At 64.7% G+C, this 12915-nt stretch carries 12 protein-coding genes; 3 read left to right on the forward strand and 9 right to left on the reverse strand.

Annotation, left to right across the window (positions count from 1 at the left end; genetic code table 11):
• Positions 1-42: 42 nt before the first annotated feature.
• The 8 genes from secF to pdxT all read right to left on the reverse strand — a co-directional run bounded on the left by secF (position 43) and on the right by pdxT (position 7416).
• Positions 43-1062: a protein translocase subunit SecF gene (secF, locus tag ACFC25_RS14925; RefSeq protein WP_337348611.1), complete on the reverse strand. Its 1020-nt coding sequence runs from the start codon at positions 1060-1062 to the stop codon at positions 43-45.
• On the reverse strand, positions 1063-2820 hold the full coding sequence (gene secD / locus ACFC25_RS14930; protein WP_376046438.1) for a protein translocase subunit SecD: 1758 nt from the start codon (positions 2818-2820) through the stop codon (positions 1063-1065).
• Between the two features lie 103 nt (positions 2821-2923).
• Positions 2924-3328, reverse strand: coding sequence for a preprotein translocase subunit YajC (gene yajC / locus ACFC25_RS14935; protein ID WP_337348613.1), 405 nt, complete (start codon positions 3326-3328; stop codon positions 2924-2926).
• Between the two features lie 188 nt (positions 3329-3516).
• Positions 3517-4605, reverse strand: a complete 1089-nt coding sequence (ruvB, locus tag ACFC25_RS14940; protein ID WP_337348614.1) for a Holliday junction branch migration DNA helicase RuvB — start codon at positions 4603-4605, stop codon at positions 3517-3519.
• Positions 4598-5242 (reverse strand): Holliday junction branch migration protein RuvA, encoded by a 645-nt coding sequence (gene ruvA / locus ACFC25_RS14945; RefSeq protein WP_376046441.1) that lies wholly within the window; start codon positions 5240-5242, stop codon positions 4598-4600. Before ruvA ends, ruvB begins: the two co-directional genes overlap by 8 nt.
• A 90-nt stretch (positions 5243-5332) precedes the next feature.
• On the reverse strand, positions 5333-5911 hold the full coding sequence (gene ruvC / locus ACFC25_RS14950; RefSeq protein WP_066291703.1) for a crossover junction endodeoxyribonuclease RuvC: 579 nt from the start codon (positions 5909-5911) through the stop codon (positions 5333-5335).
• Between the two features lie 35 nt (positions 5912-5946).
• Positions 5947-6702 (reverse strand): YebC/PmpR family DNA-binding transcriptional regulator, encoded by a 756-nt coding sequence (locus tag ACFC25_RS14955; RefSeq protein ID WP_337348616.1) that lies wholly within the window; start codon positions 6700-6702, stop codon positions 5947-5949.
• A 3-nt stretch (positions 6703-6705) separates the two neighbouring features.
• Entirely contained in the window at positions 6706-7416 is a 711-nt protein-coding gene (gene pdxT / locus ACFC25_RS14960) for a pyridoxal 5'-phosphate synthase glutaminase subunit PdxT (RefSeq protein ID WP_376046445.1), read from the reverse strand.
• Between the two features lie 91 nt (positions 7417-7507).
• On the opposite strand from pdxT, the gene ACFC25_RS14965 reads away from it, so the two are divergent.
• Together ACFC25_RS14965 and ACFC25_RS14970 are read left to right on the forward strand one after the other, a co-directional pair.
• On the forward strand, positions 7508-8800 hold the full coding sequence (locus ACFC25_RS14965) for a MurT ligase domain-containing protein (protein ID WP_337348618.1): 1293 nt from the start codon (positions 7508-7510) through the stop codon (positions 8798-8800).
• The gene (locus ACFC25_RS14970) at positions 8797-9546 is read left to right on the forward strand and encodes a type 1 glutamine amidotransferase (protein WP_376046449.1); all 750 of its coding nucleotides are present in this window, start codon (positions 8797-8799) and stop codon (positions 9544-9546) included. The genes ACFC25_RS14965 and ACFC25_RS14970 overlap by 4 nt, the downstream gene beginning before the upstream one ends.
• Positions 9547-9552: 6 nt before the next feature.
• On the opposite strand, the gene ACFC25_RS14975 is transcribed toward ACFC25_RS14970, so the two are convergent.
• Positions 9553-10806 carry a CapA family protein gene (locus ACFC25_RS14975; RefSeq protein ID WP_376046452.1) on the reverse strand — a complete coding sequence of 418 codons (1254 nt, stop codon included), beginning with the start codon at positions 10804-10806 and terminating at the stop codon, positions 9553-9555.
• A gap of 83 nt (positions 10807-10889) precedes the next feature.
• Here ACFC25_RS14975 and ACFC25_RS14980 point away from each other — a divergent pair, with 83 nt between their 5' ends.
• Entirely contained in the window at positions 10890-12902 is a 2013-nt protein-coding gene (locus tag ACFC25_RS14980; RefSeq protein WP_376046455.1) for a M3 family metallopeptidase, read from the forward strand.
• Positions 12903-12915 lie beyond the last annotated feature (13 nt).

Consider the following 12915-nt stretch of genomic DNA (forward strand, 5'->3'; position numbering starts at 1 on the left):
GCATCAGTCTCCTGATGCCGGCCGGCCCCTGTGCTTCGGGTGTCAGGCCTGGGCGGGTTCGGCTGGAGCGGCGGCCTTGGACGCCGCCTCGTTCCGCCGGTGCTCCACGCGCTTGGCCTGCTTCACAAGGTCAGGTTCATTCTGGCGGAGCCAGGCATACATGGGGGCTGCCACGAAGATGGTTGCCGCCGTCCCAATAAGGATGCCGACGAACAATGCCAGCGACAGGTCTCTGAGCGTACCAGCCCCCAGCAGGCCCGCACCGATGAACAGGATGGCGCCCACGGGGAGGATTGCGACCATCATGGTGTTGATGGAACGCACCAGGGTCTGGTTCACCGCGAGGTTGACCTCCTCGCCAAAAGTCCGGCGAGTGGAGGCATCAAGATCGGCGGTGTTTTCGCGGATCTTGTCGAAGACCACCACGGTGTCATACAGGGAGTAGCTGAGCACGGTCAGGAACCCGATGATGGCCGAAGGTGTCACCTCAAAGTCGCTCAAGGCATATACCCCGGCAGTGATGAACATCGTCACCGCCATCCCGGCGATAGCAGAGAGGGACATCTTCCAGGTCCGGAAGTAGAGCGCCATGAGGAGCGCAGCGAGCACCACGAAGATGACCAGGCCGATCAGCGCCTGCTTGGTGACGTCGGCGCCCCAGGTGGGACCCACAAAGGTGGACGTCACCTCGTTGTCAGTGACGCCGTAAGCAGCCGTCAGCCCCTCCTTGATCTTGAGGGTCTCGTCGTCAGTGAGCTTGTCCGTTTGGATGCGCATGGTGGTGCCGGCCACGTTGGCCACGCGCGGAATGCTTCCCGCGACGACATCCTGAACGGCCTTTTCGCCCACGGCGGCATCGGTGGTCTTGACGTTCGACACGGTGAACTCAGAGCCGCCGCGGAACTCGATGCCCAGGTTGAACCCGCCCTTGGCCACCGGGATAAGGATGGACAGGGCAACGGCCACGGCCGCAATGAGGAACCAGATCTTCTTGGCGCCGACAAAGTCGTACGAGCGCTTGCCTGTGTAGAGCTCGTTACCGAAAGTGGCAAAGCTGGACATTTACTTGTTCTCCTTGGATGCGCTCTTGGAGGAGCCGGTAAGCTGCTCCTGCTTCTCCGCGAGGCGGCGTTCCGCGATGGTCATCCTGCGCTCTGCCTCAGCGGCAGCACCGGTGTTCTTTGCCCGGACCGCAGCAGGCTTCGAGTCAGGGGTGCGCAGGCGTCCGGCTCCGCGATACAGCGGCACTGCCCCGAGTTGCTTCGGATCAAGGCCGGAGAACCGGTGGCCCTCTCCGAAGAACCTGGTGCGCGCAAGCATCTGCAGCGTCGGGTGCGTGAACATAAAGACGACAATGAGGTCGGCGATGGCTGTCAGGCCGAGCGTGAACGCAAAGCCGCGGACGTTGCCCACTGCCACAAAGTAGAGCACGAGGGCAGCCAGCAGGTTGACTGCCTTGGAGGCCAGAACCGTCCGCTTGGCGCGCTTCCACCCGTTCTCGACGGCGGAGACCAGGCCGCGGCCTTCGCGCAACTCGTCACGGATGCGTTCGAAGTAGACGATGAACGAGTCCGCTGTCTGGCCGATTGCCACGATAAGACCGGCAACGCCGGCAAGTGAGAGCCGGTAGTTTTCGGTCCAGCCCAGGATGGCGATGGCGAGGTACGTCAGTGCACCGGCCACCACCAGCGAGGCGATCGTGACGAAGCCCAGGGCACGGTATTGGAAGAGCGAATAAACCACCACGAGCAGCAGGCCGATAACGCCGGCCAGGAGGCCCATGCGGAGCTGCTCGCCACCCAGTGTCGCGGAGATCTGCTGCTCACTCTGGATCTCGAAGCTGATAGGCAGTGCACCGAACCGAAGCTGGTCTGAGAGCGCCTTAGCCGTCTGCTCTGTGAAGCCACCGGTGATCTGCGGGCGCCCGTCGGTGATGACAGCAAGGGAGCGCGGCGCGGAGATGACCTGATCGTCGAGCACGATAGCGAACTGTGCCTTGGGGTCGGTGCCGGTTTCGCCGCCGGCTGCCACATAGAACTGGTTCAGGCGTTCGGTGACCTCTTTGAACTTGGCGGTACCTTCGTCGTCGAACTGGATGTTGACGGCCCACTCGTTGGTCACGGCACCCTGCGCGCCCTGCTGAAGCTGGAAGGAGGAGGTGACAATGTTGCTGCCCTTGACCTCCACCGGTCCCAGGATGTATTTAATCGCCGGAGTGGTGGCCGTTGCGGGCTCACAGGTCACGAGCGGCTTGGCAGGGTCGGAGCGCTCCTGCTTGTCCTGGGACGGGTTGTCGCAGTCGAGGGTCTCGAACTGGCGGTAGACCTCGGGCGTGATCCAGTTGGTGTCGCTGCTGTTGGCGGGTTCCGCCGTCGGCTTCGGCAGCTGGTCCTCAGGCGTGAGCGACTCCGTGGGGACCGCCGCGCCTGCTCCGTTGAGGAGAACAGGGCGGAAGTTCATGTCGGCGGAAGCTTGTATCAGGGCCCTCGTCTGAGTGGAGGGCGTGCCCGGAAGGCTGACCACAACGTTCCGGCCTGACTGGGTGCTGATCTCCGCTTCGGCAACGCCGGAGCCGTCCACGCGTTGGCGGATGATGGCCACCGCCTGGTTAAGCTGCTCCTCGTTAATGTCCGAACCGCCCTCAACCTTGGGCGCCAGGATCATCTGGGTGCCGCCTTCGAGGTCCAACGCCAGCTTGGGTGCCCAGCTGGCCTGTCCGGCGATGGTGCCGCCAGCAAGGACAGCCGTCAGCACAGCGAGGACTACGCCAAGCCAGACGAGTACCCTGAGGCCTGATTTTTTGGGGCCAGTTCGTGCCATTGTCGATCTTTCTCTTATTCATGCCAGGAACCGCCGGTGCGAGCAATTGCTCCCACCGGCGGCAACCTGCTGCCGTAGAGGTGCAAAAATGCGTGAGCGGGGACTAGTTGTCCTTCTTCCCCTCGTCGTTGAGGCGCTTCAGGGTCTCGTCCGGGGTCTCGGGGGCAGCGGCGGCGGTTCCGGCAGTTCCGGCGTCCTGCGTGGTCAGCGAGGAGGCGTCGTCAGGGACAACCGTGGGCTCCTCTTCTGCAACAGCAGCCGGCTCCACAATTTTGGTGACAGCCTGGCGGTGAACTGTAGCGAGGTTGCCGGGAGAGAGCTCGAGCACTACCTTGTTCTCTTCATCGTCCATGGAGACAATCCGGCCAAAGAGACCGAAGCTCGTCATGACCTCAACCCCAGGGGCGAACTGGGACTGCAGCGTTGCTTGCTGCTCCTTGGTCTTCTTGTTGCGGCGGAACATCATAAAGATAAAAATTCCGAGCATGGCGAACAAGACGATGTTCATGGGATCCACAGGGATGCTTCCGATCTGTACTGGCGTATTGGTTTAAGGCGCCGTCCTCTTTGAACCGGGTGGCCGGGCGGCGAACCACCTGGCATCCACCGGTAGCTGGTGGAGCCACCTGCGGGAACAAAGACGCGAACGTGCCGGGCGTCATACCCAGTCTAAAGGGAAAAGCTGAAAGGTCGGCGCTATGGGGTGTTGGGCGCCCAGTTGACGCCGTCTTCATCGCCGTCGCTGTCTGGTTCGAACAGGTCCAGCGGTTCCTGGCTGAACACTCCGGACGGGATGGCGTAGCCGAGGTGGGTCCAGGCCGGGGCCATGGCGATGCGGCCCCGCGGTGTCCGGCCCAACAGGCCTTCGCGGACCAGGAACGGCTCCGCGACCGTTTCCACCGTCTCGGTCTCTTCTCCCACCGCTATGGCGAGGGTGGACAGGCCCACGGGCCCGCCGCCGAACTTGGTGATGAGCGCTTCCAGGACGGCACGGTCGAGCCTGTCCAGCCCCCTTTTATCCACTTCATACATATCCAGCGCGGCGGAGGCTGCGCGGGCATCGATCTGTTCGATTCCATGGACCAGTGCCCAGTCACGCACACGGCGGAGCAGGCGGTTGGCGATACGCGGTGTCCCCCGCGACCGTCCGGCGATTTCGCTGAATCCGGCGGAGTTGACCTTCAGGTCCAGCAGGCCGGCGGACCGCCTAAGGACCAACTCAAGTTCCGGAACGGAATAGAACTCTAGATGGCCGGTGAAGCCGAACCTGTCGCGCAACGGACCAGGAAGCAACCCCGCGCGCGTGGTGGCACCCACCAGCGTGAAGGGAGGCAGGTCGAGCGGAATCGCAGTGGCACCGGCGCCTTTTCCCACCACAATGTCCACGCGGAAGTCCTCCATGGCCATGTACAGCATTTCCTCGGCCGGGCGGGACATCCGGTGGATCTCGTCCAGGAAGAGGACCTCCCCTTCGGAGAGGGAGGAGAGGATGGCTGCGAGGTCGCCGGCGTGCTGGATGGCCGGACCGCTGCTGATCCGCAGGGGTGCGTTCATTTCAGCTGCCACGATCATGGCGAGCGTGGTTTTGCCCAGGCCTGGAGGCCCAGAGAACAGCACGTGGTCCGCGCTCCGGCCGCGCATCCGCGACGCCTGCAGGACCAGCGACAGCTGTTTCCGGACACGGTGCTGGCCCACAAAATCATCCAGGTTCTTGGGCCGGAGGGCAGCTTCGATGGCCCGGTCTTCGGGCTCCTCCACGGCCGCCACAACGGACGGGTCAGCCACGGCTGCCTACGCGGTTGCCGGCCCGCGCACCGTCCTGGCCAAGCCAGCGGAGCGTGGTCCGAAGGATTTCCGCGACATTGCCACGGAAAGAGACCTCGGGGTCGTCGGCCAATGCCTTCTCGATGCTGGAGGTGGCGTCCTTTTCCGACCAACCGAGGCTGGTCATGGCGGCCACCACCTGGGGCTTCCAGGCGGCCTCGGCCGGGGTGGCTACACTGGCAGCGCCAAGCGTTCCGTGCGGCACCAGCTTGCCGGCGAGTTCCAACACGATCCGGCCAGCCACTTTAGGGCCGATGCCGGGCACTTTCGTGAACGTTTTACTGTCGCCGGTGTGGGCTGCAACCCGGATGGCCTCCGGTTCATGCACGGCAAGGACTGCCAGCGCCAGGCGTGGACCCACACCGCTGACGCTTAGCAGGACGTCGAAGACTTCGCGTTCGTCGTCAGAAGCAAATCCGAACAGGGTCAGCGAATCCTCCCGGACGATCAGGGAGGTGAAGAGCTTGCCTTCATCGCCGGCGCGGAGGCGGCTGAGGGTCTGGGGCGTGGCGTTGACGCTCATGCCCGCGCCGTTGAGGTCGATCACGGCAGTGGAAAGGCCAACGTGCGCTACGGTTCCGCGAAGGAAACTGATCAAAGCCGGGCTCCTGGTGTACCGCCGGGCTCTTTTGAGCAGAACCGGCTATCCGAACATATCTACGAATACCCTAGCAAGCGCTGCGGCCATTCACCGCGCGCGGCGCGCCTTCGCCTCGGCTTCAGCCCAGGCCCGCTGGGCGGGCGTCAGCGACAGGCTGCCGGGGCCGGTGGTGGCTACTGCGGCGCCGCTGCCAGCACGCCAGGCATGCGTGATGGCCAGCGCCAGGGCATCTGCGGCGTCGGCCGGGCGGGGCGGCGCGTCTAGCCGGAGGATCTTGGTGACCAGTTTGGTCACGGCCTCCTTGTTGGAGTTGCCGCTGCCGGTGACGGCTGCTTTGACTTCCGACGGCGTGTGCAGCGCCACCGGGATGCCGCGCCGGGCCGCGGCGGCGATCACCACGCCGGAGGCCTGCGCCACACCCATCACCGTGCTGACGTTCAGCTGGGAGAAAACGCGTTCGACGGCGAGGACGTGGGGTTCGTAGCGGTCCAGCCAATCGTCGATGGCCAGGGCGATGACCAGGAGCCGTTGGTCCAGGGTTTCGTCCGGGGAGGTACCCACCACTCCGACGCCCACCATGGTGGCCCGCCGGTTCCGCTCGACGTCGACGACGCCAATGCCGCAGCGGGTGAGGCCCGGGTCAACGCCGAGTACTCGCAGCGTCACGCTCCGCCATCCGCCCTAGGCCGCAAAGCGGAAGGTCACTCTGATTCCAGGGCGGCCTGGACTTCGTCGCTGAGGTCGGCGTTGCTGTAGACGTTCTGGACGTCGTCGAGGTCTTCCAGGGCGTCCACAAGCTTCATGAACTTCTTGGCGGCGTCCAGGTCCAGGGGAACCTCCATGGACGGAACGAACTCGGCTTCGTCGGTGTCGTATTCGATCCCCGCTTCCTTCAGGGCGTCGCGGACGGCCTGAAGGTCCTTGGGGTCCGAGTGGATCTCGAAGGTGTCGCCGTTGTCCTTGACTTCCTCAGCGCCGGCGTCGAGGACAGCCATGAGGACGTCGTCCTCGGTGAGTTCCTTCTTGGGCAGGGACACCACGCCCTTGCGGCTGAAGAGGTAGCTGACTGAACCGGGGTCAGCGATGGTGCCGCCGTTGCGGGAAATGGCAAGGCGGACTTCGGACGCCGCACGGTTCTTGTTGTCCGTGAGGCACTCGATGAGCAGGGCCGAGCCCTGCGGGCCGCGGCATTCGTACATGATCTCGGTGTAGTCGACCACTTCACCGGTCAGGCCCGCCCCGCGCTTGATGGCGCGGTCGATGTTGTCGGCGGGAACCGAGGTCTTCTTTGCCTTGGTGACAGCAAGTTCCAGGCTCGGGTTGCCGGCGAGGTCCGGACCGCCCATGCGGGCAGCGACTTCGATGTTCTTGATCAGCTTGGCGAACGATTTTGCGCGGCGGCTATCGAGGATGGCCTTCTTGTGCTTGGTCGTTGCCCATTTGGAGTGGCCTGACATGCTTTACGCTTCTCCTCTGATCATGCGGATAAAAAGTTCGTGTACGCGTTTCTCCCCAGTCACTTCCGGGTGGAAGGAGGTGGCCAGCAGTTGGCCTGAACGCACTGCAACAATTCTAGCCGTCCCCGGCAGGGTTGCCGCGTGGGACGCGTGCTCCGGGTCGGCCGGCTCCACCTGGGCAAGGACCTCCACGCCGGCGCCGGCGCGTTCCACCCAGGGGCCCCGGATGAAGACGGCGTGCACCGGGGCAACACCTGAATCCGTGGCGCTGAAATCCAGGCCTTTGAAATCCAGGTCCGTTTCGAACGATTCTCGTTGGCGCCCGAAGGCGTTGCGCCGGACTGTGATGTCCAGGCCGCCGAAGGTCTGCTGCGGGTTGCCGGCGAGGTCGGTGGCGGGGTCGGCAATCTCGTTGGCCAAAAGGATCATGCCGGCGCAGGAGCCGTAGACGGGGAGGCCTTCGCTGATGCGTTCCTTCAACGGCTCCGCCAGGTCAAAGGCGCGGGCGAGTTTGTCGATCGCCGTGGATTCACCGCCCGGAATGATGAGGCCGTCCAGGCCGTCCAGTTCCTTGGGCCTGCGGATTCCTTCACCGGTTGCGCCGGCGGCCTCCACGGCCCGGAGGTGCTCGCGGAAATCGCCCTGGAGCGCCAGGACGCCGATCCGCAGGCCCGAGCCCACGCGTGCAGAAGCGGCCGAAACGGGGTTTGTCATCCATTCAGCATAATGCGCGAACGGCCGCCGCCAGCGCCGGCCGGCCTCACCGGGCAGGGTTCTATGCCGTTGCTGGGATATATTACAGAGCATGCTTTACATCAGTGTTCCGCTCGGCAAGCTCGTCCGCCGGGTGTCCCGGCTCAGGGGCGGCGGGTCCGCCCTGCCCGGGCTGGTGGTCGAGAAAATCGACCCCGGCTTTATGCAGCGGACGCTCGCTACCCTCCCCCACGGCGTGGCGGTGGTCAGTGGAACCAATGGCAAAACCACCACCACCAAGATGGTGGTCGAACTCCTGGAAAGCCAGGGCCTGAAGGTTTTTACCAACCGGACCGGCAGCAACTTCACCCGGGGTGTGGCCGCTTCCCTGCTGGGCGAGGTGGACTGGCGCGGAAGGCTGAGCGCCGACGTCGCCGTCCTGGAACTGGACGAAGCCCATGCCGTGCACTTCGTAAACCGTGTGCCGCCCCGCTACAGCCTCCTGCTGAACGTGCTGCGCGACCAGCTGGACAGGTTCGGCGAGATCGACAAAACGGCGCAGCTGCTGCAGCACATCGCCGCAAAAACCACAGGCACAGTGGTCCTTAACCGCGAAGACCCCCGGGTGGCCCGCATCGCGGACACCCTCACCGGCCAGGACGTGCAGTACTTCGGCCTGGACGACTCCCTTCTCAGCACCTTCCCCAACGATGACGACATGCGGGCTGCCCCCGGCAGCCCCGTGCCCGCCGCCCTCCCCGCAAAGCCGGCTGCCGACGTCGTGCTCCGCAAAGTGGGGCCGGACACCGCCGACTTTGAGTACGACGGCGTCACGGTCACCACCGCGATGAAGCTCCGCGGCGTCTACAACATCTTTAATGCCGCGGCCGCGTTGGCCCTCGCCCGGAGCATCCTCGGAAGCGGCGCCGCGACCGCTGACCACAGCACGCTGCTCACGGCCCTGTCCAAGGTGGAGCCGGCCTTCGGCCGGGGAGAAAGCCTGACAGTCGACGGCCAGCCCCTGGACCTGGTGCTGGTCAAGAACCCCAGCGGTTTCCGGCTGGGACTGAAGTCCTTTCCCGCGGGCGGCTACGCCACCATGATCGCCATCAACGACAACTACGCCGACGGCCGGGACATGTCCTGGCTCTGGGACGTGGAGTTCGATTCGCTCCGCAACGGCGGCGTAGACCAGCTGACGGGCTCCCGGGCTTATGACATGGCGCTGCGGCTGCAGTACGACGACGTCCCCGTCGGGGCGGTCCAGACCGAGATCGCACCGGCGCTGTCGGCGTTCATCCGCGAAGCCAAGGGCAAACCGAAACGGATTTTCTGCACTTACACAGCCATGATGGCCATCCGCCGCGAGCTGTCCAAAATCACCACGGTAGAGGTGGTCTCATGAGCCCGGATACGCAGGACCCACACGACAGCAAGGGCACCCTCCGTGTCATGCAGCTTTATCCGCGGGACATGAACATCTACGGTGACTGGGGCAACGCGCTGGTCCTCAAGCAACGGATCAAGTGGCATGGCTACACTCCTGAACTGCTCGAGTACAACGTGGGCGACGACTTCCCTGACGAAGTCGACGTGATCCTTGGCGGCGGCGGGCAGGACAGCGGCCAGCTGATTATCCAGGACGACCTTCAATCACGCGCCGGCGTCCTGACCGACCTCGCAGAAGATGGTGCACCGATGCTGCTCATCTGTGGGCTCTACCAGCTGTTCGGGCGTTTCTTCAAAACACGCTCGGGCTCGGTCATTCCGGGCATTGGCGTGCTGGACGTGGAAACTCACGGTACTGACGAGCGCCTCATCGGCAACGTCAAGGTGGCCACTGCCGAGTTCGGCGACGTCCTCGGGTACGAGAACCACAGCGGCCAGACCACGCTGGGCAGCGGCGTCCGCCCGCTGGGAACGGTGGCCAAGGGAACGGGAAACAACAGCCGGGACGGCCATGAGGGCGCGCGCTACAAGAACGTGGTGGCCAGCTACTTGCACGGATCGCTTCTGCCCAAGAACCCTGCCATTGCAGACTTCCTCATCCGAACCGCCGCCGAACGCAAGTTCGGGACTTTTGTTCCCGGTGGGCCTGACGACCACTTCGCCGCGCTGGCCAGGGAGCACGCCGCCCGGCGCCCGCGCTGAGGGCCTCTACGGTTCCTTGGTGATCAGGAGTTCGTGCGCTCCTGCCGTGGCTGCCCCCATGGACTCCACAACGGTGGCGGTCCTTAGCCTGGTGGCAGCGTCCGCCTCGGGCGTGGCACACACACCCTGGGGTGCATCCGATGCCACGGAGCACCAGCGGTACGGATCACGGACGATGACCGACGGTGCCCAGGCGAGGTCGGAGGCGGTCCATCTGCCCGACGCGTCCTGGCTGAACTGGGCCCGCACCAACAGGCCCTCATTGTTGACGACATACCAGGGCGACAGTTCGGTGACGCCGTTGCCCAGCCCGTAGACAATCCACGTGCCTTTGTAGTTCTCGATGGGCAGCACGGAGTGGGTGTGGTGGCCGTAGATCATGGTGAACTGCCCGCTGTCCACCAACGCGTGTGCCACCTCCTGCTGCTGGGCGTTGGCTTCGCTGGCGTACTCGTCCCCGGCGTGCATGGCACCGAGCACGATGTCAGCGCCAAGAGCCCGCGCCTTGATTGCCTTGGCGATCATGGTGGGTGCGTCGAGCATGTCCACTTGCCACGGGTATTCCGGGTAGAGCCCGTTGAGGCCGTAGGTTCCCTGGATGATGGCGATCTTGGCGGCCGGAGTCTGCAGGATCAGGATGCCCTGCGACTCAGCTTCCGTCCGGTAGGAACCGGTGTGCTTCAGCCCGGCGGCGTCCAGGGCATCCAGCGTACGCAACAGGCCGTCCGTGCTCCGGTCGATGGTGTGGTTGCTGGCGGTGGTGCAAGCCTGGTACCCCACTGCCTTGGAGGCGGTGATGATCTGCGGCGGGACATTGAACGACGGGTAGGCCGAGAAAGGACCTTCAGGTCCTGCCACCGGTGTTTCCTGGTGGCAGATTGCAAGGTCGCTGGCTTGGATGTACCGGCGCTGGCCTTCAAGGAGCGGTGTGAAGTCCAGCCCGGGTTTGCCCGCCGCGGCCGCGTCCTGCTGGGCCTGCTGCCAGAGCTGGGTATGGACCAGCATGTCGCCGGTGACCAGTACGGACGTGCAACGCAATGTTGGACACGCCGGTCCGGCGCCCGGGGTGGGGGTGGGTGTGGGAGTTGGGGCCGGCGTCGGAGTGGCACTGGGCTGGCCAGTGCCCGCACTGGTGCCGGCACTTGCTGATGGCTGGGTCTGTTCGGCTATCAGACCGCAGCCCGCCATGGCCCCGGCAAAGATGACCGCGGACAAGGCCGCGCCGGCACGCGCGGCAGTGGCGCCAATTCTGTTCCCCATAAGCGCAATTCTAAGTTTGGAAACAGGCAGAAGCGCGCATTTGGCTCATTGAGATGCGCGGCCACATATGAAAGCTTTACTTCATGACGAATCCGCTCCTCAGTCCCAGCCCGTTGCCGTTCCAGTTACCGCCCTTTGCCGGGATCTCCGAACAGCACTACGCCGAGGCGGTGCACGCAGGGCTGGCCGGGCACCTCGCCGAAATCCAGGCCATCGTGGACAATCCAGAGCCCGCGACATTTGCGAACACCGCCGTGGCCATGGAGCAGGGGGGCAGGTTGCTGGAACGGGCGGCCGCGTCCTTTTTCACCCTGGTGTCAGCAGACGCCTCCGACGCGATCCGCGGCCAGGAAACAGCGCTGACGCCGCTGCTCACTGCACACCAGGACGAGGTCTACCTGAACCGCGCCCTTTTCGACCGTTTTGCAGCCATTGACACCACTGGCCTGGAGCCGGAAGGAGTGCGGCTTGTTGAGGAATACCTGAAGGAGTTCCGGCAGTCGGGGATCCAACTGGACGCCACGGACCAGGAACGGCTGAAGGCTGTGAACGCGGAGCTCTCCAGGCTCGGCACAGAGTTTGGGCAACGGGTGAAGGAAGCCATGAAGTCTGCGGCCCTCCTGCTGGACAGTGCTGAGGACCTGGCCGGCATGCCAGCCGACGACATTGCCGGCGCCGCCGAAGCCGCCCGCGCCGCCGGGCACGAAGGCAAGTTCCTCCTGACGCTGATCCAGCCGAGCAACCAGCCCGCCATGGCCGTCCTCGAAAACCGGGATGTCCGCCGTCGGCTGTTCGAATCCTCCATCGGCAGGGGCAGTGACGGGGGCAGCCTGGACGTCCTGGAACTCGTGCGGTCCATGGCCGGACTCCGCGCCGAGAAGGCCAGGCTGCTGGGCTTTGCCAACTACGCCGAACTCGTGGTGGACCGGCAGACTGCCCCGGATTTCGAAGCTGTGCAAGCCATGCTGAACAGGCTGGCCCCCGCCGCCGTCCGGAACGCTGACGCTGAGGCCGCGGCACTGGCTGACCTCGCCGGGCACCCCTTGGAGGCCTGGGACTGGGCCTTCTACTCGGCCAAGGTCCGGCGCGAGAAATACGCTGTTGATGAGCAGGCCCTCCGACCCTACTTCGAGCTGGACCGGGTGCTCAAGGACGGGGTCTTCCATGCGGCCACATCCCTCTTTGGCATCACCTTCCACGAACGGGCAGAGCTGGAAGGCTACCACCCGGACGTCCGCGTCTGGGAGGTCCGGAACGAAGACGGCAGCCCGCTGGGACTGTTCCTGGGCGACTACTACGCCCGGGAGTCCAAGCGAGGAGGTGCCTGGATGAACTCGCTGGTTGAACAATCCGGCCTGCTGGGGACCCAGGCGGTGGTCATCAATAACCTGAACATCTCCAAACCGCCGGCCGGGGAACCCACCCTCCTGACGCTGGATGAGCTGCGCACTACCTTCCACGAATTTGGGCACGCGCTTCACGGGCTCTTCTCCAACGTGACGTACCCGCGCTTTTCCGGCACGGGTGTCCCCCGGGACTTTGTGGAGTACCCGTCGCAGGTCAACGAGATGTGGATCCTGTGGCCGGAGGTACTGGCAAACTACGCGCGGCACCACGCTACCGGCGAGCCGCTCCCCCAGGAGGTCGTTGACAGGCTGAACGAGTCACGGCTGTGGGGCGAGGGATTCGCCACCACCGAGTACCTGGGCGCCGCGTTGCTCGACCTTGCCTGGCATGTGTTGGACGAAACCGGCATCCCGGACGATGTCCTGGCATTTGAGGCCAAATCCCTCGCCTCGGCCGGAGTGGCCCATGCCCTGATTCCGCCCCGCTACCGCACCGGGTATTTCCAGCACATCTTCGCCGGGGCAGGATACGCGGCCGGCTACTACTCGTACATCTGGAGTGAAGTCCTGGACGCGGAAACCGTGGACTGGTTCACCGAAAACGGTGGCATGACCCGCGCCAACGGCGAACGCTTCCGCCAGGAACTGCTTTCACGCGGGAACAGCCGGGACCCGCTGGAATCATTTCGCATGCTCCGGGGACGCGACGCCCAACTGGAACCCCTCCTGAAACGCCGCGGCCTCGAGTAGCCCCTCATCGATT

Origin of the sequence: Pseudarthrobacter sp. NPDC055928 (assembly GCF_042270935.1) — a bacterium.
Taxonomy (GTDB): domain Bacteria; phylum Actinomycetota; class Actinomycetes; order Actinomycetales; family Micrococcaceae; genus Arthrobacter.

Coding starts and splice junctions, on each gene's coding strand:
- secF (WP_337348611.1), bottom strand. CDS start 1,062: ATGTCCAGCTTTGCCACTTTCGGTAACGAGCTCTACACAGGCAAGCGC.
- secD (WP_376046438.1), bottom strand. CDS start 2,820: ATGGCACGAACTGGCCCCAAAAAATCAGGCCTCAGGGTACTCGTCTGG.
- yajC (WP_337348613.1), bottom strand. CDS start 3,328: ATGAACATCGTCTTGTTCGCCATGCTCGGAATTTTTATCTTTATGATG.
- ACFC25_RS14955 (WP_337348616.1), bottom strand. CDS start 6,702: ATGTCAGGCCACTCCAAATGGGCAACGACCAAGCACAAGAAGGCCATC.
- pdxT (WP_376046445.1), bottom strand. CDS start 7,416: ATGACAAACCCCGTTTCGGCCGCTTCTGCACGCGTGGGCTCGGGCCTG.
- ACFC25_RS14965 (WP_337348618.1), top strand. CDS start 7,508: ATGCTTTACATCAGTGTTCCGCTCGGCAAGCTCGTCCGCCGGGTGTCC.
- ACFC25_RS14970 (WP_376046449.1), top strand. CDS start 8,797: ATGAGCCCGGATACGCAGGACCCACACGACAGCAAGGGCACCCTCCGT.
- ACFC25_RS14975 (WP_376046452.1), bottom strand. CDS start 10,806: ATGGGGAACAGAATTGGCGCCACTGCCGCGCGTGCCGGCGCGGCCTTG.
- ACFC25_RS14980 (WP_376046455.1), top strand. CDS start 10,890: ATGACGAATCCGCTCCTCAGTCCCAGCCCGTTGCCGTTCCAGTTACCG.